The sequence below is a fragment of the Dactylosporangium sp. NPDC006015 genome, from assembly GCF_040614215.1.
Classification (GTDB): domain Bacteria; phylum Actinomycetota; class Actinomycetes; order Mycobacteriales; family Micromonosporaceae; genus Dactylosporangium; species Dactylosporangium maewongense.
Map to the genome: position 1 here is coordinate 33,082 of NZ_JBEXUD010000026.1, position 21,898 is coordinate 54,979.

Genomic DNA, 21,898 nt, shown 5'->3' on the forward strand with positions numbered 1-21,898 from the left:
TCTCCCTCGGTAGGCCTCCACCCCACAGAGTCCCCGCACACCCCCACCTGTTGACCCGCGAGCCCGCCAACTTTCCGCGACCGCCGTCGGCACCTGACCGGACCACGCCGGTCGGGTGCCGGGTCGACAGCTCACTAGCCCGAACGCACCGGAGCCACGCGGTGCCGGGATATGCCGAGGCAGCCCAGCGTGGGCGTCGGTACACCGTGCTCCGCGCCCTCGCAGCTCAGGGGATAGAGCAACGGTTTCCTAATTCCGCTCCGGTACCGATAATCGGTAGGATGTCCTGCGCATTCACGGTAGTGATCAGCATTTCACGGTCAATGATGATCCGCGTGTGATCAGTGAGATACCTATGTTGGTCCGCGACGGAAAGGCTGGGTGCCCGCCGCCGACGATCGAACGGCATGGCCAACGGCGGCCTACCGAGCCGTCGCAGATATAAGCGAGACGAACGCGTTCCTCCGGATCGCACCGCCCCCTTCCACGGCCAGCACCCCGCGGTCGACCAGCGGTTTCAAGGCCCTGATGACGTGTTCTGGGCGGTACACGGTCTCGAACAGGGCGAAGTCCCGCAGATGCTCCACGAGCTCTCGCTTTTTGTCTCGCAACCTCTGCTCGAGTAGTCGGGTCAGAGGCCCCAACTGGGGCTCGTCTATGTTGAACAGCGTCTCCGCTTGCTCATCACGCGGATCCCGGAAGCCAACGCCTTGCGTACGGTCAACCTCCCAGAGGCTGTCCTTCATCTTACTGACCCCCAGTCGATGGCGGGTGCCGAAAACAAGGTACAGCGGCTGCCCCCTCCTCGGGATCAACTCAAAGTCCAGCAGGTATGGGAAGCCGGCCGCTCGAAGAGCTGTCCGATAGCAGGTCAGGATATGCCGGCTCTTTGCTTCGGGCGCAAGGTCTGCAACCGTTCGCCAATGGGGATCGCCGCCGAACACGTCGTCAGCAGCCGTCCCCAGATTTTCTACGAATCGAACAAAATGTTGCGGGAACAGCGTGACGATGACCTCGCTCGACACATTGGCGGCCAGCCGCCGGAGGAATTTGTGCGGAACTGGGGCGTTCCCCCAGGAGTCGAGGTTTGCGAAGATCGGCTGCCCCCAGGCGCCCACCTCGTCGAGGGCTGCCTCCAAATTAGGGGAGCACGTGCCCTTCACTATTTTGACAGGCATTGCGGCGTGAGGTCGCGGACGGCTGGGGAACACCTTCAGAAGCGTCCGCTCAAGTATGTCGACGCAACGCTGGTCGTCATCGACGAACACGAAGCGAGCGATACCTTTGTCGGGCCGAACCTTGCTCGTCAACGCTTGTATCGCAATTACGGGTGAGCCGAGTTCGTCGCCGCTGTAGATCCCGGGCCCGGAGAAGCCCTCAGCGTACGTAACTGATGGATAGGCGTTGGAGCCAGCGAGCAGGATCGGGAACCATCGTTCCAGGTAGCGGCGATAGATGTCGTGTTTGGCGCCAGTATGCTCCTCGCACGGCCACGGCACTTCACCCTTGACTGGCATCCGACCTCCTGATGACGCATCGTCATCAGTCAGTGTCTCACCGCAATGGCGGCAGTGGAACTCCCTGCGGAACCGTCTTCAGGCCGTCAGCGCAGCCTGTGCGATCGTTGGTGTAATCGACCGAAGAGGCATGTCGGAGTGCTCGCAGCCATCTAGCTCGCGGCCGCCCGCCTTCGGAGTGCGACCACCCCACTGCTTGAAGAAGAACGCCGTCCCAAGCTCGTTGCACTGGTTCCGAAGGGCTCGTACCCATGCCGGGTTCATCGGTCGACAGTGTGGTCCGGACTCGCCGCCGGCAATAACCCAGTCGATCCCAGCAAGATTCAGGCCCTCCAGCGGCCCGAGGAGGGGCTCAGCGGACACGAACCGCACAGCGGCCGGCACCCGTCTCAGGTCGTCGACGCGGGCGACCTCGCTGGCGTCCTCGACGCTGACGCCCATCCACACATTCAGCGGCCAGTCGAGCTTGGATGCTACTTTCGCCAGCCTGGCGGATCGCTTCGTTAGAACCTGGTAGGTATGCCGGGGGGTTTCCTGCATGACCTCGAACACCCGTTGTACGTAGCTCAACGGAACCCGGGCGTGGAAGAGGTCCGACATCGAGTTGACGAACACAACTCGTGGATCTCGCCAGCGGCGCGGTACGTCCAGCACGTCCTCGTGGATAGCAACCCCGAATCCAGGCCCGGAGGTTCGAGGATCTCCGTCGGTCTGGTACTTCGCCGATCCCATGGCCTTCAGCCGCTTGGATAGGGTCAGGGCGTAGCAGTTATCGCACCCGGCGGAAATGCGATCACAGCCCGTCGTAGGGTTCCACGTCGCCTCAGTCCACTCAATGCTGCTGCGGTCAGCCATCAGATCACCTCCTGAGATCGTCCCATCTTGTCGAACATTCGTTCGGCGGGGAAGGCTTACGTACAGTATGTCTGGCATTGTTGCGGCAAGGCGATGCGGCAGATCTGTCCGGGCAGCAGTGTGCACCCGTACGTGGGAGTGCTGTGGCCGATCGGGTCGGTAGGTTGCGGCCATGGCGTCGACCGAGTCGTTTGAGAGCCACGCCGTCCCGCGCTACCTCCTCAATCACGATGGGCCACTTTAGGAGTCGACGATGGACGACGAAATTCAGCTGATCAGTGACGGTGATGGCCTAGCGGTCATCGGTGATCCGACGGCTGTCGAACGCTTCCTCGTCTCCGAGGGACTGCCGTCGAAGGACCTCGGGCTGCAACGGCTTCGATCGACCCTCGGTAACGCGGCCGGAGCCGTACAGGCAGGTGCTGAGATTGCAGCCGACTCGGGTCGCTGGGTGAAGCTGACCGAGGAGTCCGCGCGGGCCATCCAAAAATACGGGCTGATGAAAAGTCGGCAGACGGGGCTCAGCTTGGGCGTGGTGCAGGCGAAGGGGCAGGCCAAGGGGATCAAGGGAATCGTCCAATTCGCGAAGGGGCCCGGATCGCTTGCGACCAACCCGGCGATCCTGGCTGGTGCCGCAGGGATCATGGCGCAGGTCGCGATGCAGCAGGCCATGGACGAGATCATCGACTACCTCGCCAAGATCGATGCGAAGGTCGATGACGTGCTCCGTGCCCAGAAGGACGCCGTGCTGGCGGACATGATCGGAGTGGACCTCGCCATAGAAGAGGCCATGATCATCCGGGAGCATGTGGGCCGAGTCTCCGAGGTCGCGTGGTCGAAGGTGCAGACCACGTCGGTGACGATCACGCGAACCCAGGCGTATGCGCTGCGTCAACTCGACGCGCTCGCGGAGAAATTGGAGCACAAGACCGCGGTTGGTGATCTCGCCAAGGCGTCCAAGGAAGCCGAGTCCAAGGTTCAGGAGTGGCTCGCGGTTCTGGCTCGTTGCTTCCAACTGCAGGATGCGATGGCCGTGCTCGAACTCGACCGAGTGCTGGATGCGTCTCCGGACGAGCTGGACCGGCATCGCCTCGCGCTGAGAGCCACCCGGCAGAACCGGTTGGAACTCATTGCACGGACCACCGAGCATCTGTTGGCTCGCATGGATGCGGCTGCCCACAGAGCCAACACGCAGGTGCTGCTGCACCCAAAGCCGTCCCGCACCGTGGTGGATTCAACCAACCAGGTCGCGGTCGCCGTCGTCGACTTCCACGGCCGGCTCGGAATCGAGCGCGGTCACCAGTCGCTGGAGGCGAGAAGATGGGTGGACGCGGCCGCGGATGTGAGGGACAAGGTGCTCGAGACAGGAGGAGCGGGCGTCGATGCCGCCCTACTCCTCGGTAACCAGACCCTTGACCGGGCCAGATCGGTAACGGGCAAGCTCTCCAGCGGGATCGCCGAACGAGCGCTCCGTTGGCGCCGGGACGACGAGAAACGCGACGAGGAAGGCTGAGCGGCGCCGGCCGTCAGCCACGTGGGCTCTCCCGTTGGACTGGACCAATGAGCCTCTCGGGTTCGGTATGTCTCGGCGCGCTTCACTTGAGCCGTTCTGACCATGTCAGCGGCTCCCTCGTCTGAGGTCCTTCCAGTGCTCTTGACCTGCAGGATTTCGAGGCCGAGCACCTGGCAGGACCACGACTGTTTCTGTGCGGTTGGAGTACTGCCGCAGATCGCGATGACCGCGCTGCGGAGTCAACTCGATCCGCGGTCAAGACGGGCGAGGGTACTCAGCACCGCTTCGACGTGCGCGACGTTGGGCGAGCTGGATCCGCCGGCCCGCTGAGCCTCCGCCAGCAAAACTTCGAGCTGGTCTCGCGCTGCGGGCACATCGCCGAGCTCGGCGTGGCACGTTGCAGCTTGCTGCCGGCAGTGCCACACCAGTTCGCGGTCGACGCTTGGCTGCGCGGCGAGATCGGATTCGAGCCGGGTGAACTCAAGCAACGCCTCTCGGTAGGCGCCCGCAAGCACGTACAGGTTGGCCAGGTCGAGCCGCAGGGAGAGGAGCTTCGGCGAATTCGCGCTCTGCCTATTTGTCGCTGCCTGCAGCGCCGTTCGCAACAACTCGGCTGCTTGGGTGAAGCGTTCCGCCTCAGCGAGGGCCCGCGCCCGGTCGTGGACGTCCTCCAACGCTGCCGTCGACGGAGGCTTCGGTACAGCGAGCATCTCGACCGTCGTCGGCATGAGGGGCAGCGGACCGAACGGATAGCGGTGCGGCATAGTCGGGTCGATGGACTGCCCGTCAGGCATGATGACCGGCATGTCTTCGCCGAGTTCGCTCTGTGCGGTGGCGAAGGGGACGAGCAGCTCGTACACCTCAGCGGCGGACGTCGGACGGTCCTTCGGGTTCTTGGCGAGCAGCCGTGTCACAAGCTGGACGACACCATCCGGAACGCCTTCCCGGTGCTCATCGATCAGCGGGATCGGGTCGTCCTGATGCCGATGCAGCATGTCGGCGGCATTGTCGGCCGGATAGGGCGGTGACCCGGTCAGCAGCTCGAAGAGGACGCAGCCAAGTGCGTAAAGGTCGGTGCGCGGTCCGATGGCACCACCCAGCGCCTGCTCAGGGGCGATGTAGGCGGGTGTGCCCAGGGCCTGGCCAGTGATGGTGAGCCGGGGCAGATCCGCCCCGAGCAGAGCGGCGACGCCGAAGTCGAGGACCTTGACCGTGCCGGTCGGGGTGATCATCACGTTCAGCGGTTTGAGGTCGCGGTGCACCAGCGACCGGGCGTGCGCAGCGGCGAGGACCGAGCAGATCTGTGCCCCGATCGCGGCGGCCCAAGAAACGGAGAGCCTGCCGCGTTCGGCGAGCAGGTCAGCGAGCACAAGTCCCGGTACGAGTTGCATGACGATATAGATGCTGTCGTCATGGAACCCGACGTCGTGGACGGTCGGCACGCCTGGATGATCGAGCCGTGCGGTGGCCCGCGCTTCGCGTATGAAACGCTCGACCGCGGTGTCCCGCGCTCCTTCCGCCAACCCCGGTCGCCGGAGAAACTTGATGGCCACCGGCCGGTCGAGCTTCTCGTCGTAGCCGGCCCAGACCTCACCCATGCCTCCCCGGCCGACCGGGTACGTCACCTCGTACCGATCGCCGATGCGAGTGCGCGCCTGCACTGCCGCCTACCCCTCCGCCTGTGATTCGCCACGCTGAACGTGAGCGCGGTCGTGCTCAGTTTGCCTGCAGTTGGACGAGCCGACTGGTAAGGAACGGGCTGGGTGTGCCGTGCCAGGAGACGGCGAGTTCGTCGCGGGCACGGGTGGCGGCGACGAACAGCAGCGACCGGTCCTTCTGCCGTTCGAGCTGGTAGCGCTTCGGGTCGGTGTCGCGGTACCGGTTGATCATCTGGCGTGGGATCAGTCCGTCGCTGACCCCGGCGATGATCATTCGCTGGTACTCCAGGCCCTTGAACCGGTGCATCGTGCCGATGTGGACGCCGTCGGCATGCTTCGGCCCGTCCGGTCCGATTTCCACGACGCGGACCCCGTCGGCTTCCAGCCGTGTTGTGACGTCTCCGGCGAGTTCCCGGGTCGGCACACAGATGGCCACTGATCCGTCCATCGGGTTGCCCCATAGGCGCAACTGCTCGGCGATGAGGTCGCGTTCCTGTGTCCATGTGGCAGCACCCCGGAACGTCGGCCTGTCGCCTCGCAGGAGGGACCGGTAGCCCGCCAGGTTCTCCTCGCCGCCGTCGAGGTCGTCGTACACCTCGCCGCTCATGATTTCCAAGGCTGCGGCCAGGATCTGTCGCGTCGTGCGGTAGCTCAACGTCAGCCGCGAGGAGCGGCCACGGATGTTGATGCCGAGGCTGCCCAGCGTCACATGGTTGTCGTAGATGCGCTGGTGGGTGTCGCCGACGAGGAACAGGTCGTCGGGACCGGCCGGGACCATGGCCCGCAGCATCTTCCAGTGCGCGGCGCTGAGGTCCTGAGCCTCGTCGACGACCACATGCCGGTACCGGTGGCGGCGGAGACTGCCGGAACTTTCCTCCGAGTTCGTGGCCAAGGCGGCTCGGTCGATCTCAAGGCGCGCGGCGCGTTCGGCGACTTGCCGCCACGTCCAGACACCCTGCCCGTCAAGCCAGTTGGTGAATCGTTCGGTGAGCTGCCAGACCTGGTCACGTTCGGCCCTGGTGAGGTTACGACCGCGATTGGGCCGGCGGGCCTTGAAGTAGTCGGTCCGCGAGTTGAGCACCTGGCCGAGGATCACCTGCGTCCACTCCGCCGCGAGGAACTCGGCGTCCCACCCGGAGTCGCCGGTCTCCAGCAGGAAGCTCTGCCAGAGTTCAGACACCTTGTTGTCGTCAACGACACGCTTCGTGGCACCGGTCTTAGCCTCGGCCACGACACGGCTCGCCAGCTTGTCGATGTTGACGATGTCCACCCGTGACACCAGCTCCTGGCCGCCAAGGGCGATGAGCCGGGTGCGCAGGTCGGCCGCGAGATTGCGGTTGAAGGTGGTGAGCAGGATCGGCTTGTCAGAGCCGGCTGGAAGCTGCTGCACGAGGTGGGCGACCCGGTGCAGGGCGACGATCGTCTTCCCGGTGCCGGGACCGCCACCGACCCGCGCGGGCCCGCTGTAGCGCCGCTCGACCAGTTTCCGCTGGGTCGGATGCAGGAAGATCTGCCAACGCTCGAACGACTCGCCGAGCATGGCCTGCAGCGCCTCGTCATCGGAGGTGACCTGTGTGGCCGGACGCTCGACGGCGGCCTGGAAGTCCTCCGGGTTGACCGGCTCCTCGGCACGCACCGGGTCGGTGATCTGGGCCAGCACATCGGCGTACGGCGTGCCGTCGAACAGGGCGAACAGCACGTCGGTGGTGAGCTGGGGTGCACGGTCGAGCAGTTCGAGCAGTTCCGCTTCGGTGGTCAACGCACGGATCTGCGGGAGCAGCGGCTCGGCCACACCCAGCTCGAGGAGTTGCGGGTCGGTGTAGGCGTCGAAGAGCGGCTTGAGGGCCGGTTCCGGTTCGGGCTCCGGCGGCACCACCCGGCCGACGATGCTGTCCCCGACCGGCGCGAGGTCGACCACTTCGATGCCGCCGGTGACTCGGTTGATGCGGTAGGCGTACCGGTCCAGGTCCTTGTAGACCGCGCTGCGGTGCTCGACGGCGACCAGCAGGTAGTCCCGGTCGGCGATGTGCAGCAGCAGTGCCCGGTATTCGCGATTCACCCGCGCCGACATGAGCCGGGAGTCACCGTTCAGCGTCTTGAGGTCGAGGCCGGGGTTGTCCGGGTTGTGCCGGAACTTGTGCATGAACTCGTAGACCGCGCCGATGTCGGCCCGGGTGAGCTTCATGACCTCCTTGTCGGCACGGTCCAGCATCCGCAGCGTGGCTCCGGTGGTCATCGACGTCCTTCCCCGCTCGTGGCTTCGATCTGCGCCGCAAGTTCTTCGACCGACCATTCCTGCGCCGTCCGCGCGCGCCAACCGGCGGTCGCATACGCTCGGTCCCGGTCGGCGGTCTCCGGGTCGTCGTGCGAGCCGGAGAGCACGATGGCGATGCGCTGGTTGGGCCAGGCCACCTCTGCAGGCCACCCCTGGTTGCCGAGCTCGTAGCCGACGACAGGCAGCGGTACACCGCGGCGGGCCAGGCTCTGCACGAGTGCCTCCAGTGCGGACTCCTCCGGATCCAGGTACCGCAGCACCTCCTGCCACGGCGAGTCGGTCTGCACGCTGGGCGGCTCGACCGGCTTGGTCTCTGCCGTGACGCCGAGCCAGGTCGCCGTCTCCTCGTCGAGGGCGAGCGCCCGCTGAGCCAGCACGAGCCCGGTGCCCTCCGTGACCGCGAGGGAGGCCGGGTCGAACGAGTCGACGGTGGACAACGCCAACTGTGCGCCGTCCCCTCCGCCACTGGCCAGGAACTGCATGATGTTGCCCCAGCTCAACCAGCCGGCCCAGCGTTGCTTGTGGCCGTCACTGGCCACCGTCGCAGGCAAATCGTCGATGACTGTCAACGCTGACCACACGGGAGGCGCGCTACGGCTGTCGATGATCATCGTCACCGGGCAGTCGGCGGTGTCCTTCGCGCGAACCACCACGATCTTTCCCGGGGCAGCCGGTGGCAGCGGCTCGCCGCGCACTGCCGCAACGATGCGCTCACCGATGCCGCTGGAGTCGGCAGCCGTCTTCTCCTGCGCCTGGACGAGCAGACCGGCCAGGGCCGCTTCGGCACGGGCGCGCCACCGTGCCTCGTCGGGATCGGCGAGGAAGTGCAGCAGCAAGTCAACGGGGTTGGTCCAGACGAACCGCTCCAGATCGGCCGGGTCGGAGTTGGGGGCGAGCTGTCGATAAACGTTGCGCGCGGCCTGCTGGGCTAAGCCGCCGTATGGGGCCCATGGTGCGGTGCTGTCCGCGTTGCCCCAGGCCTCGACATCGTTCCAGGTGACGGCGAAGACGTAGTAGCCGTGGGCGCGCAGCCGAGCCCGCTTCTCGGCGTCGTCGGCGAGCCGGTTGTACTCCGGCGACGCGTGGTACTTGAACCCGTCCAAGTAGACGGCGACCTCCGGCGACGGCGCGTCGAGGCGCCTGAAGTGCACGTCGGGGCGGGTACCCCGGATGGTGTTCTGCAGCTTCATCTGCCAATGCGTCACGTCGCGGCCGTTCGGCGCGGTCAGTCGTACATCGGCGATGCGGGCTCCGTCCTGGTCGGTGCGCTTGTCGATGCGCACGCCGGACTGCGGCATGCCCGACCGCGCCAGCAACTTGTTGAGGAACCGCATCTCCAGCTCACTCTCCACCTGGTGGATGAGCGAGATCTCGTCGGTGCGCGTGCCTTCTTGGATCTGCCAGCCGTCGAGGAGTTGGTCCAGCATGCCGAGCGCCTCGGCCCGGCTCATCAGCGGGAACTCGTCATTGCGGGCGTACCGCAGCAGGCACCGATGGCACGCCGCGCGGCCCTCGTGCTGGCACATGCAGGCGCCGATCAGCTCGCGAGCCTTCTCCAGAATGCCGCGGAACTCCTCCGGGTGAGCCAGCCGGTGCAGGTACCCGGTGCCTTGCGGCTGGGTGTCGTAGACGACGACGAAGTTCCGGGTGCCGCCGCTCTGCCCGTCGGGCATGGTGGCGCTGGCGATCCGCAGGTGGGCCGGGTCGCCGCCGTATTCGGCGGCGATGCCCAGCCGGACGGCTGCGGCGAACGACACGACCCGCTCCTCCACGACTGCGGTCACCGCAGGGATGAGAATCCGCAAGGCCTCGGTCTGCAGCTCGTGCGCGAGGATCAGCTCGACGTGCTCGGCCGTGCTCGGCGAGCGCCGGTGCTGGCACCATGGCCGGTGATGCTCGGCACCGGGGACCACCGTCGATCCGGATGCCTGCGCGGCGAGTTCCTGGCTGACCACGGGCCTGCCGTCCACGGTCGTGCCGCCGCACGCGGTACAGGTGAAGAACGGGTTGATACGCACCTCGTCGCCGGCGAACGCCTCCGTGGCCCGGTCGAATCGCTGGGCGCCCAGGTTGAAGTGGCGGATCATTGCGTGCCGTGTGTAGTCGACCCCGAAGGTGTCCCGCGCGTGCCGCCACGAGTCGACCCGGTCAGGGTCGATGTCAACGGTGATGGTGGTGGCGTAGAACCGGCGGTCACGGTCGTCGTTGTCGTCACGGATCCGCGCGTCGTCGCGCTTGTCGCGGGTCAGCACCCGGGTCGGCTGCAGCACCTTGAACAGCCTGCCGTGATCGGCGATGCCCTGGTCATGGCAGCGCGGACATTCGCTGGTGTCCTCCTGCGCCAGATGGGTCCGCACGTACCCGCACTGGGAACAGACCCGCCACAGCTCATACGCCGGCCGGTCCGCCGGGCCGATGTCCAGCCCGGAGACCTCGTGCTTGTACCCGCGCACGTAGTACGTGTTGCCCGGCGCGATCTCCACCAGCGCCTGCCGGGCCGGACGGTCGTACTCGCGCAGCTCGCTGTGGAAGCGCCGGGCGCCGTCCGGGGCCTGCTCCTCCCAGGTGAGGGTCGCCTCCAGCACGGTGCGGCTGTCGATGAGCGCGTAGTTGGGCAGCAGGCCGAGCTCGACGAGCGTGCCGTGCGCGGCGGCCGACCCGATCTCGGCGAGCCGCTTGCGGACCGCTTTCGCCTCGGCACGGAGCATCTTCAGTTCGCGGGCGTGGTCCGGGTCGCTGGCGACCAGCGTGCCCGCCGCCTGGTCGATGCCCTGCAGACGCCGGCGCAGGTCAGCCAGCCGGGACTCCCATGCTTCCTCCGCCTCCTTGACCCGGTCGGTGATCCCGGTGTCGGCGAACTCTCGCAGCTGCTGCGCGGCGGCCGGTGACACGTTGGCACCGAACAGGCCGAGGAACACCTCGACCAGCCGGCTGCCGTCGCGCTGACCGGCGTGGGCGAGGCTGGCGAGCCATCCGCTCGGACCGAACAGGACGTGAGCGCGGCGGGGCAGCGGCAGCACCCCGGGCAACCGGTCGCGGGCGGCGAGGTCGATGAGGTGGGCCAGGTACTGCCGGCGCAGGATCTCCACCGCCGACAGAAAGCAGCCTGGCGGGACGATCTGCCCGGCGATCATGTCGCGGGGTTCGGTGAGGTAGTACCGGTCCCGCTCGGACCGGCCGACCAGGGTCAGCACGAACGCGTTGCCGCTCTTACGACCGGCGCGGCCGGCCCGCTGCACATAGTTGGCCGGGCCGTTGGGCAGTGACGCCAGCACGACCGCGGACAGGGCGCCGATGTCGATGCCCATCTCAAGGGTCGGCGTGCACGACAGCACATTCGGATCGGTGTACCGGGTGCCGCCGCGGAACTGCTGCTCGACGGTCTCCCGCTGGGCCCGGGTCAGCATGCCGGTGTGCTCGCCGGTGACCACCCGGAAGACCGGACTCTCCAGATAGAGCCGCCGGTAGTAGTCGTCCGGCGCGGTGTCATCGGTCACGGCGCGCAGGCGGCCGGTGCAGCGGTACTGCCGGCACGGCTGGCCGATCCAGTCGTCGACCCGGTCCGGGTGTTCCGTCTGCTGCCAGTGGCAGGTGTCGCAGCCGACGCCAGCGCCCACGGCGGCCGCGTCGTCGAGGCGGGTCACCCGCAGGTGGCCGGGCAACAACCCGAACACCGTGTTGCCGTCCTCGGTGCTGCCGGCCGCGACGATGCCGGCCGCGGCCAGGGCGGGCAGCAGCCGCGAGAGGTACGCCGAACCGTCGTGGGGGTCCAGACCAAGGCAACGGGACGTCCAGTCCTGGTACCAGTTGCCCCGCGCGGTGATCGCGTCGAACTCCGACCGGGCCTTTGGGCTGGCGAGCAGGAACGCGGGCGCTGAGACACCGCGCGGGAACGCGGGCATTCCCGCCGGTCGGCCACCCCACACCTGCCAGCGGGTGCCACCCCGCTTCAGGTACGGGGAAAGCCACTCGTGGTAGATCGCGCCGCGGGTCCGCAACCGCTCCAACAGGCCTCGCAAGAAGGCGAGGTACTGAGCGTCGTCCGGCAACTGCCCGTCGAGCTGTCCCGGCCCGGTCAGCTGGACGTCGCGGCACAGCGCCGCAGCCTGCGCTGGGTCGTCGAGCATCACCTCAACAGCGACGGAGCGGGTCAGCTCCAGCGTCCGGCCCTGCCGAGCCCGCAGCCCGACCTCCATCACGGCGGCGAACGCGAGCCGCTCGGCGATCAGCGTCCAAGTTTCATGTGTACCCGCGTGCTCGCCGGCGAGCAGACTGTCCACGCCGGGCTGGTCATGCAGATCGGGCGGCACCACGGTGGAGAGGATCTCCGGCTCCACTGCCGCGTCGATCATGTCGACGAGCAGCTCGTCCAACCCGACCGGTACGCCCGGCCGTAGCTGGCTGGCCAAGAGCGAACGCAGCGAGAAGGCGTACGACCGGTTGGCGACGAATCCGGCCCGGTGCGCGGCGTCCTGCACTGAGTCGTTGAACAGCAGCGTCTTGCGTTCGGCGGGCGCCAGCTCACCGCCGGTGAACAGTTGCGTGATAGCCACCGAGGCGAGCGTCGCGAGGCCCGCGCCGAGGAATCGGATGCCGTGGTCCATCTCGCATGACGGGCAGCGGTCCGCCTCCGCCGCGTCGATCGCCATGACGTCGCCCAGCACGACGACCGACTGGTCGGTGCGCTCCCGGTCCCGCTGCGGGTCGAACGGGCGGACGCGCCGGCCGTACTCCAGCACCAGCAGACCCCGCGACCGCTGCTGCACCTCGTCGTCCGTGGCGGCGATGAACGCCCGGACCCGCCGCTTGTCCCGGCTCACGCTCGCGCGGTAGATCTTGTCCGGATCGACCTCGAGCTCGGTCGGGTCCTTCTCCGGCGACAGCGCCATCCAGCCGGACCGGCCGCAGTGGCGGCAGTAGATCGCAGGCAGCCGCTGGTACCGCGTGTCGGCAACGACCGCGTCGATCTCCGGGGCGAACGGGTCCAGGTCGCGCGGCGGCTCGCCGTACCAGCCGAACAGGGTCTCGTTGGCGACGCCGCGCAGCAGGCGCGACACGGCCCGGACCCACAGGTGGGTCTCGATGTTGAGCAGCGGGCGGCCCGGCGCCTCAGGGTTGTGCGCGAGCGACAGCAGGCCTACGAACCGTGCGAGGGCCTTCGCGGTGATCTCGGGCCGGGTCTTCATCGCGCTGCCCCAGCCGGTCGCGTTCTTGCGCGGCAGGATCTCGATGACCTCGCCGAAGGTACGCGGCTCGACGCCGAGGGAGTCGAGCACCGCCTTCGTCAGCGGATGCTGTCGCAGCAGCGTGCCGAGGCGCGCGGGGTCCTTTACGCAGTCCTCGCCGAGCAGCAGTTCGGCGACCTTCGACATCGGGTCGCCGTCGCGGTCGTCGATGGCCGCGAGCTCCTCGGGGTCGGGCAGCGGCAGGTTGAAGTCCTGGTGGGCGACGAACTCGCCCGGCTCGTAGCGGTCCTCGCCGACCAGCGAACCCTCGTCGAACGCGACGCCGAACACCTGCTCGGCAACCTCGCGGATCGCGGTGCGCCCGTCCTTGCCACCGCCCTCGCCGAGCGTGGCGGAGGTGGCGACGGGGCAGATCGAGCCGAGCGGCCGGTCGTTGCTCAGGCCCAGCGCCGCGCCGAGACGCCGCAGCAGCATCGCCACATCGGTGCCCTGCGCGCCGTCGTAGCTGTGGAACTCGTCTAGGACTACGTACGCCGGGTCAGCACCGTCCCACAGCGGCAGGTCATCGGCCCGCTGCAGCAGCAGGTCGAGCATCTTGTAGTTCGTGATCAGAATGTCCGGCGGCGTGCGCCGCATCTCGGACCGCTTCGTCATCACGTGCGCGTACTCAACGGCCGCCACGTCACCGATGTAGAGACCGGCAGTGACCTGGCTGAGCGCCGGGTCGGAGAGCAGTTCGTTGATGCGCTGCGTCTGGTCGGTGGCGAGGGCGTTCATGGGGTACAGCAGGATCGCCTTGACGCCCGTGCGACCGTCGCGCTTGGCACGCTGGCAGTGGTCGAGTATCGGAATCAGGAACGACTCCGTCTTACCGGATCCAGTGCCGGTGGTGATCAGGGTCGGCTCGGCTTGCTTGCCCTTTGTGGACAATCGCTGGAATGCGTTGGCCTGGTGCAGGTACGGCGTGAACCCGTCGGGTGCCCACTCCAGGTGCGAACGCCAGCCATCGTCCGCCGGCCGGAATGGTGTGCGGATGCGCAGGTAAGGCCCGCGGAAGACGCCCTGCTCTGGGTGCGACAGGAAACGCTCAAGCCCTTGCCGGACGCCCTCATCGGTCAGCCCGAAGGTCGTGGTCAGGTATTGGGTCAGGCTTTGCTGCAGCGCGTTGGCCGCGATGGTCGGCCTCATGACGGTGTCCACCCTGCGTCGATGGCGTCCTGCAGCCGCTTACTGAACACGGCATGCGCCTGCCGGTACTCGTTCTCCCGATCCGCCTTGTGAAACGGCGCCGTGTACCCCTCGGGCGGAGGATAGCTCGCCGAATCCTCCAAATGCGTTGTCAATTTCTCGTACGCATCGTTTGGCTGGTTGATGCCGCGCGCATAGTAATCCCTTGTGATTCGGCGACCATTGCCGTCGAACCACATTGCGGACTCATATTCGTTTAGCACTGGGAAACGGGCCCTATACATCGCCAGCAACTCGTCCTCAGTAATGCCGAGCCATACGGCAACGAGAGCATCGAGCTCAACCAATGCTGATCGGCGCGTCCGCTCCGTCCTGAGGGGCACTCGACCAGTCCACGTGCAGTCGACGGCACCAAGAGTTTGTGCTTCTGATAGCGCGGGCCAGCCTACCGCCCAAGCCTCATCGTGCCACCGTTCGTCGTGGACCTTCTGCCACAACTGAGCGTATGCGCGGGTGAGACAGTTCAGTCGCAGTACACGCAGAAGTGCCGCCGGTGCGAGCGGATGCTCGGAATCTGGAGCAGGCATCGCCCCCGCGTTGTTCACTTCCAGGTGACCTCGGCCGGTGATCCGAAGTAGGTAGTCTAGCGGCAACGAGGCCCAGAATGCCGCGTGCAGGGCGGTGTCCCGTTCGGTGCCGAGCGCCATTGAACGAACCGCATGGATGTGTGTTGGGCCCGGTGGAATGATGGCCGCGAACAAGCTACGTTCGGTGTTGAGCGGTACCATCTCGCGCCAAACTAGGCGGTAGTAGTCGGTGTAGGGCCGACCTCTCCATGAGTCTTGGGCCAGTTGGAACGCAGGGTCTTCGACAGCACGGCGATAATTGGTCCGCGGGACTGCGTCCTCTGCGCAGGTCGTTAGATCCCACGGTTCGTAGTCCTTGGGGCTCCGGCATGGAATATTTGGGTGCTTAGCGAGTGGCGTGGCGACACCGAAGTGCGGCCCCTGGAGGACCACCTCACGCCAGTCGCCAGGATTGGAGCCATGCCACGTAATGGTCCCAGCGTCCTTAGCAACCTTTTCATGGAATCCAGCCGAGATCATCGGACGATGGTCAGCGAGTCGACGACCAATTGACGCCAGAGCAGAAATCGCCCTTTGCTCGCCTACTGTTACCGGCTGGAGCAGCCTTGTCTGATCCGTCGGGGCATTGACATCTCCGATGACCCGACGCCACTCCGCAAGCACTGTTTCGTCCACCGTAATGAGCCTGCCTCGATGTGGCCGGAGATCCCAATTTCCCTGGGTCTTGATGCCGGGCAGCTCGCCCTTTCCGTCATGCGTCAGTGACCCGACCAGCGTCTCCGGTGCGTACAGCCAGCTCGCATGAGTAAAGGAAATATGCCCCCGTGGTACCCCGTATATGTGGATTCCAAATTCGCGGGTCCAGCTGATCTCCCGAAAAAGCAGCCGCATGTTTTGAAAGTGCCCATGGAGTCGCAAATGGTCGTAAGCCGCCGAGCGCAGTCTTCCTTCCCTCGCGCCGCTGAAGTGGCCGTCGGGGTGTATCAGACCAGCTACGCCGACGATGGATAAGTTCGACCAAACGCGACACGCGAATGCCCGGTACAAGTCTGGCTGCGTTCCGGCCAGCAAGGGATAGGTCGGGGGTGCCGTGTAGAAGGCGACGCATCCCGTATTGGTGGTGAGTTCCTGAGCGAAGAAGCTATCCAGATTAGCGGTACGCAGCTTTCTGCTTTGCCAAATATGAGGCGGAGGGCTCTCTGTCAGGACGAACCAGGGATCACGTTCGGCCAGAACGACATCTTCCTTCCACTGCGGTCGAACCCAAGGTGGGTTGCCCACCTGGAGCTCGAAGCCGCCCCGCGCAAACGCTTGGGCGAAGGTGAGTTCCCAGTGGAAGAAGCCTTGTCGCTCGGCGATACCCTCGGCGGCCTGAAGCCAGGGGAAGCGGTCAGCGAGCCGGTATGACTCGTCCATGCCCATTAGGCCGACCAAGGCATCTTCATAGACGCTAAGTTCACTCAGCGACTCGAAGTCGCTCATCAGCGAGTCGGCCGGGATGTCGGAGCGGCCGATAAGAGCTTCGGCGAAGGTGAGCCAGTCGTCCAAATGCCCCAGTGGCACCTGCTTGCGAAGTTGTTCAGCCACTGTCATCTTGCGAGTACCGGTTGTCTTGGTCGGCAGCCTGAGTTGTTGTGGCTCCACCTGACCGAAAAGGTCGTGCGTCTCATAGACGGTCGGTTCATCGTGCACGGGCAGGTCTTTGACATGAGTGACCTCGACAGATCCGGCGGGGTAGGCAGGGTCGGAGCCATCGAGCAGGCCGACTTTGTCCAGAGGCCAGAACCACAGCGCGCACCAGACGTCCATCAGCGTCTTGAGCCGCCAATACGGCGTGTCCGGCCTTGCCAGATCCGCAAGGATCTTCTCGCGTGGCACTGCCTCGGTGACCGACGGCAAGCCCTGCGCTTCCCACACCTTGACGTCGCGGCGGATCTCCTGCTCGGAGATCTCCAAGCGCCGCTGTACGAGGTGCCACAAGTACTCGGCGCGGGAGGCCAGCGCCTGCAGCCGCTTCACCTGCGACTGCTTGCCTTTCGCCGACGGCACGCGCTTCATCGCCGTCCGCCACTTCTTGAGCTTTTCGGTCTCCACCGGCGCCAGCTCCCGGGCCTCCTTCTCCCCGGCAACCGCACCCCAGCCGTCGGCGGGCAGCAGGAAGTGGTGGATCGTGCCCTCGTCGATCGGGCCGTCGCGGAACGGCTGGTCCTTCGGCGCCGTCGTCAGCCACGACTTGTCGGCGAGCTGTTTCGGCGTGTACGTCTGCCGACGCCCGCCGATCAGCGAGTTGCCGCGCTGAAGGTGGAGGCCGAACCAGGGTGCCTGGAGGCCGGCGTGCATGACGTTGAGCCAGAGCGACACCTCGGCCAGTTCGACGGCGGTGCGGTTGAAGTCGACGCCGTAGCAGTTGTGCAGCGCGATATACGCCTTCACCCGCTGGAGTTCAAGGTGGTACTGCTCCGGATCAAGGCTGACGCCGAGCTCCTCCTGGCGGCGGCGCAAGTACTCGGCGGCGACCTGATTGATGGCCTCGTTGAGGAACGCGCCCGAGCCGAGCGCAGGCTCGCAAATGGTCCAGTCGAGCAGTTCCCGGGCGGGGGTGACGGTGCCGTCCTGGTCGAGGCGGTACTTCAGCGCGAGCTGGACGGTGACCTCGGTCAGTGACTGCGGAGTGTAGTAGGAGGCGCTGGTCTGCCGGTCGCGGCCGGCAAGTCGGTAGACGAACGAGCCCGGCTCGTACGTGACCCGGCTGCGGACGCCGGTGTAGGCGTTCTCCTTGTAGACAAAGACACTGTCGTCGTATTCATCCACTTTGGACGCCGGGATCATCCATGAGCCGTCGGTCGGGTCGCCGTTCTTGGCGACCTCGTAAAGCTTCTCGGTGGCGACGAACCCGGTGTAGGACATCAGGCCCTCGTAGACGGCGCCGAGTTGGTTGATGCCCAGCTGCGCGTACGAGATGAAGCCGCCCCTTCCCTTCTTGCTGCCCTTCCTGAGCATGAGCCGGCGCAGCACCTGATACAGGGTGGCGTTGCGCAGGCGCGTGTCGAGCTTCGGGCCGTCGGGGTCGTCTGGGTCGCTACCGGGTTGCGGAATCTGCCGACCGATCAGTTTCGTGTACTCGGAAAGGAAGAGGTTCGATTTCATCGGCTCGAAGCGCAGTCCGACGTCCTCACTGGCCTTTTCATCCACAGCTTCGCTGCCCCGTTTCCGATGGCCCTTATTGACCATGCGGAAGAGCAGATCGAGCGACTCGTACAGGTGGAAGCCGCCCTCGGCCGAGGGGGCCATGCGGCGCGAGATCAAGTCGCCGAGACGCCCCAGGCTGTAGCCCTCGACGTATTCGGGGTCGTTCACCGGCAGGACGCCCAGCTCGGGCCTTGCCTCGGCGTACAGCAGGAACAGAATCCGGTACAGGTACCGGAGCGCCTCGCGGCCCAGCTCCTTGGCCAGTTCGTCGAGGTCCATCACCTGCTGTGGCTGGTAGCCAGCCTGCCGAATTCGGTCGAGGACCTCGTTGGCGATCAGTTCGACGGAGACGCGCAGCCCTTCACGCAGTTCGCTGGTGACAGGGACTGCGTGCTGGCGGGAGCCGACGACCAGGTCGGCGAGCGGCTCGCTTCCGCCCTCCGCTGGTGGGTGCAGGGAGTCGGCACTGAAGAGCGCCGCGATGACGTCGAGTTCCTTGTCGTCGTTGCGTCCGTACGCGATGTCGAGGCTGACCGCCAGGTAGCGGCCCTCGCCCCAGACGCTGCGGTCAGCGAGGGTGATGACGCCGCCGCTGAGGATCAGCACGTAGCGGGGTGGATTCTCCGCGGCGAAGAACCAGGAGGCGAGCTTCGCGCCGGTTTCGATCGTCTGGCCGTCCACGAGAGTGACGGAGGCGAGCAGTCGGCCGGCGCCGGCGGGATCCTGGGCGGCGTCGGTATCGGCCGCCCAGCCACAGTCGATGGCGACGATGCCGTGGCTGGTCGTCAGGTCAGCGTGGGCGACTGGAATCTCGTGATCCTGGCCGGCCCGCTCGACGGTGATGATCTGTGGCGCGGGCTCGAAGCCGAGCTGCTTCAGGATCTCGTTGTGCAGCTTGCGGAGCCGGTCGGGGTCGAAGAGTTCGAGGTCGGCCAGTTCGGTCTTGGCGTTGAAGTAGTCGCGGCGGAAGCGGCGCAACCCGACACGTGGTGTGACCCGGCCGGCCTTCTCCTCGTCCGTCCACCGCTTGTACAGACCACCTCTGAGGGTGGTCGGCAGGACCTCGGCGAGGTAGTGCGCGGAAAGGTACTCGCCGCGGTTGGTCAGCGATTCGAAACTCATGCGACAGTCTCCGGAGCGTTGACGAGGACAGCGAGCACCCGCAGCAGCGGGTCGCCCGCGGCTTCAAGCCGGTTGAGCAGGTCGTTCTGCTCGTCGACGGTGGCTCGCACCTGGCTGCGGCGCTTCTGCTGCAGCGGGGCCGGCAGCTCGTCCAGCCGGCTTTGCTTTTCGAATCGCGTGAGCCGTTCCCGGTACCTGCGCAGCGGTTCGGCGTTGGCCGCGGCCCACTCGTCGCGCTTGTCCGCGAGGTGCTGGCGGGCGGCGGCAACCGCCTGCGGTACCAGTGCCTGCACCTCGTCGAGCGGGATGGCGACGGCCCGGTTGACCATCTTCGGGCCCACCCCGGCCGCGTCGAGCGCCTCGTCCATCGGCTTGATGACCGGCGTGCCGGGGAGCCCGGAGACGGCCATCCACTCGACCACGGTGGGCTGGCCGAGGCGGTTGCCGTAGACGCCCTGCACCAGGAAGACCGGGCCGTCGACGTCGGCGGTGAGGACCGGGGCCTGCTGGCGGCCGAGCCGGATCAACACCTTGTCGACCAGCCAGTCGACCATCGGGTGGACGTCGCTGAGGAACGCGATGTCGGGCCAGGTCGTCGTCGTGGCTTTGCGGGCCTCGTCGAGTTTGCGCTGCCCCAGCTTCCGGTCGAAGGTGACCTTGAGACGGAGCCTCTCGCCTTCCTCGTGTGCCTTGAGGTACGACTTCGGCAGGTCGGAAAGCCGGTGCATGAGGTCGTCGGGGGCGAGGAACGTGATCAGTTCGTCCTCGCGACGCAGGTCGATGGCGTCCTCGGGCTTGTCGTCATAGAGCTCGCGGAGCGCGACGTCGACGAACTCGCTGGTTGAATCAAAGAGCTTCGGCACCCTGGCCCGTGGCACCTCGGTCGCCGCGGGGACCTCGCCCACGCCTGCCACGAGGTTCGCCAGGACATCCAGTTCGAAGCCGCCGTCATAGGACTCTTCCACCGTCTTGCCCTCGAGCAGGTCCTTGACCAGCCGGTCCTCTTCCACCTTGGCGTCGTATAGGCCAGTCATCGCCTCGACGCTGCCGAGGCTGCGGTGGGCGATCTCCTCCCGGTCGAGCAGTTTCTCGGCGACCGTGCGGTCGTCTTTCGCGTCGAGGACCTCGGAGGTGAGGATCAGGGCGCGGAACTGCGGCTGGTGGCGCTGCCCGTAGCGGTCGATGCGGCCGTTGCGTTGCTCGATGCGGATCAAGCTCCACGGGATGTCGTAGTGGATCAGGTGGTGGCACTGCTGGTGCAGGTTGACGCCTTCGGAGGCGACATCGCCGGTGAAGAGCAGGCGCACCTCACTGCTCTCCAGCTCGAACTCCTGGAGGACCTTCTGCTCCTCGGCGTCGGTCAGTCCGCCGTGCATGACGCGGACCGCGCCTGCCTTGAGGCCGAGCTTCCCCGGCACGATTTCGGCGAGCCACTTCAGCGTCGGTACCCGCTCGGAAAAGACCACGACCCGCGTGGTGCTGCCCGGTTTGACGCCGATCTTCTCCAGTTCGCCGACGAGCCGGTTGAGCTTGCTGGAGTCGCGATCGGTCATGGCGGACGTCAGTTCGGCCAGCCGGTCCAATGCGACGGCTTCGGTGCCGGTCGCCTTCTTGCGCCGGGCCTCGACGGTGGTGGCGAGCGCCCTGTGGGAGGAGAGAAGGGACTTCAGCAACGTGTACGGGAACAGCCGGTCCAGGCCACGCAGGGGCTCGTCGCTCCAGTGGCCGGCCAGCCACACGTCGGTCAGTTCGGCGAAGATCTTCTCTTCGGCTGGGGTGGCAGGACAATGCAGCGGCACAGATGGTCCCCGGTCGGCCCAGCGGTCGCCGATCGCGTCGCGGACCTCCGGGCTGATCTTCGTGCGGCGCAGGTACAGGTGCTCGATGTCCTTCGCCTTGTAGTCCTTCTTGTTGGCGATGGCGGCCGGGTCGAGCAGTGAGATGAGCTCGGCGAACGACTCCTTGTCGCCGTTGTGCGGGGTGGCGCTGGCCAGCAGCAGCGCGTCGGTCTTCGCCGCCAGGCGCCGGGCCAGTTCGTTGCGCTGGGTGCCTTTGTTGATGAGATTGTGGGACTCGTCGACGACGACGGCGTCCCAGGTGATCGCGTCGAGGTGGTGGCCGAACTGGCCGGCGTCCTTGAGCGTGTCGACCGAGATGATCGCCCGCTTGAAGTAGGTAAACGGGTTGCGGCCCGCCGGGATCTCCTGCTGGATGCGCTGGATGCCGGTCGAGTCGAGTCGCACGAGCGGGATCGCGAAGCGGGTCCACAGCTCCCGCTGGAACTGCTCCAGCACCTGCTGCGGCGAGACGACCAGAATCCGGTCACCGCGGCCGCGGCGGATGAGTTCGGCGAGGATCAGCCCGATCTCCAACGTTTTGCCCAGGCCCACCACGTCTGCCAGCAGAATCCGTGGACGCAGCCCCGACAGGGCCAGCTCCACGGGTCGCTGCTGGTAGGGCAGCGGGTCCAGCAGGAAGCGGTCGGCCAGCGCCAGCCCTCGCTCCGATCGTGGCAGCGGGGTGCGCCGCAGCACCGCCTCGAGGAAGAGCCGGCCGCGGCGGAACCGTGACGAGGTGTCCTGGACGAGGACTGTGTCCTCCGGCCGCATGGCGTGGACGTCCTCCAGACCGGTGAAGAAGGTCGCTTCCACGTCCTGGACGAACTCCGACACCCCGACGGCTTTGATCATGGTGCCGTCGTACGGCGTCGGCTTGGCGGTGCGGACGAGCCACTCCTCGTCGCGGACGAGAATGCGGGCGCCGGGCGCAAACGATGCGGACTCCGGGTTGGTCATCGGGAAGAACCTT

General features: G+C 66.5%; 8 protein-coding genes. 1 reads left to right on the forward strand and 7 read right to left on the reverse strand.

Annotated elements, in window-relative coordinates; all coding sequences use genetic code 11:
- Window positions 1–422: 422 nt before the first annotated feature.
- Complete coding sequence (gene tcmP / locus ABZ321_RS35620) at window positions 423–1,517, reverse strand: three-Cys-motif partner protein TcmP (protein WP_354899610.1); 1,095 nt, start codon at window positions 1,515–1,517, stop codon at window positions 423–425.
- A 78-nt stretch (window positions 1,518–1,595) separates the two neighbouring features.
- Window positions 1,596–2,372 (reverse strand): phage Gp37/Gp68 family protein, encoded by a 777-nt coding sequence (locus tag ABZ321_RS35625; RefSeq protein WP_354899613.1) that lies wholly within the window; start codon window positions 2,370–2,372, stop codon window positions 1,596–1,598.
- Between the two features lie 253 nt (window positions 2,373–2,625).
- Between ABZ321_RS35625 and ABZ321_RS35630 the strand changes: the two genes are divergently transcribed.
- Window positions 2,626–3,885 (forward strand): hypothetical protein, encoded by a 1,260-nt coding sequence (locus tag ABZ321_RS35630; protein WP_354899616.1) that lies wholly within the window; start codon window positions 2,626–2,628, stop codon window positions 3,883–3,885.
- Window positions 3,886–4,124: 239 nt separating this feature from the next.
- Here ABZ321_RS35630 and ABZ321_RS35635 read toward each other — a convergent pair whose 3' ends face one another.
- Genes ABZ321_RS35635 through ABZ321_RS35655 form a run of 5 tightly spaced genes read right to left on the reverse strand, consistent with a single transcriptional unit; the run spans window position 4,125 to window position 21,885 of the window.
- Window positions 4,125–5,546, reverse strand: coding sequence for a protein kinase (locus ABZ321_RS35635; RefSeq protein WP_354899618.1), 1,422 nt, complete (start codon window positions 5,544–5,546; stop codon window positions 4,125–4,127).
- 55 nt (window positions 5,547–5,601) lie between these two features.
- Window positions 5,602–7,779 (reverse strand): UvrD-helicase domain-containing protein, encoded by a 2,178-nt coding sequence (locus ABZ321_RS35640; RefSeq protein ID WP_354899621.1) that lies wholly within the window; start codon window positions 7,777–7,779, stop codon window positions 5,602–5,604.
- Window positions 7,776–14,192, reverse strand: a complete 6,417-nt coding sequence (locus tag ABZ321_RS35645; protein ID WP_354899624.1) for a DEAD/DEAH box helicase — start codon at window positions 14,190–14,192, stop codon at window positions 7,776–7,778. Before ABZ321_RS35645 ends, ABZ321_RS35640 begins: the two co-directional genes overlap by 4 nt.
- A complete protein-coding gene (locus ABZ321_RS35650) occupies window positions 14,189–19,090 on the reverse strand; it encodes a class I SAM-dependent DNA methyltransferase (protein ID WP_354899627.1) in 4,902 nt (1,633 codons plus the stop codon). The genes ABZ321_RS35645 and ABZ321_RS35650 overlap by 4 nt, the downstream gene beginning before the upstream one ends.
- Window positions 19,087–21,885 carry a helicase-related protein gene (locus ABZ321_RS35655; protein WP_354899630.1) on the reverse strand — a complete coding sequence of 933 codons (2,799 nt, stop codon included), beginning with the start codon at window positions 21,883–21,885 and terminating at the stop codon, window positions 19,087–19,089. Before ABZ321_RS35655 ends, ABZ321_RS35650 begins: the two co-directional genes overlap by 4 nt.
- Window positions 21,886–21,898 lie beyond the last annotated feature (13 nt).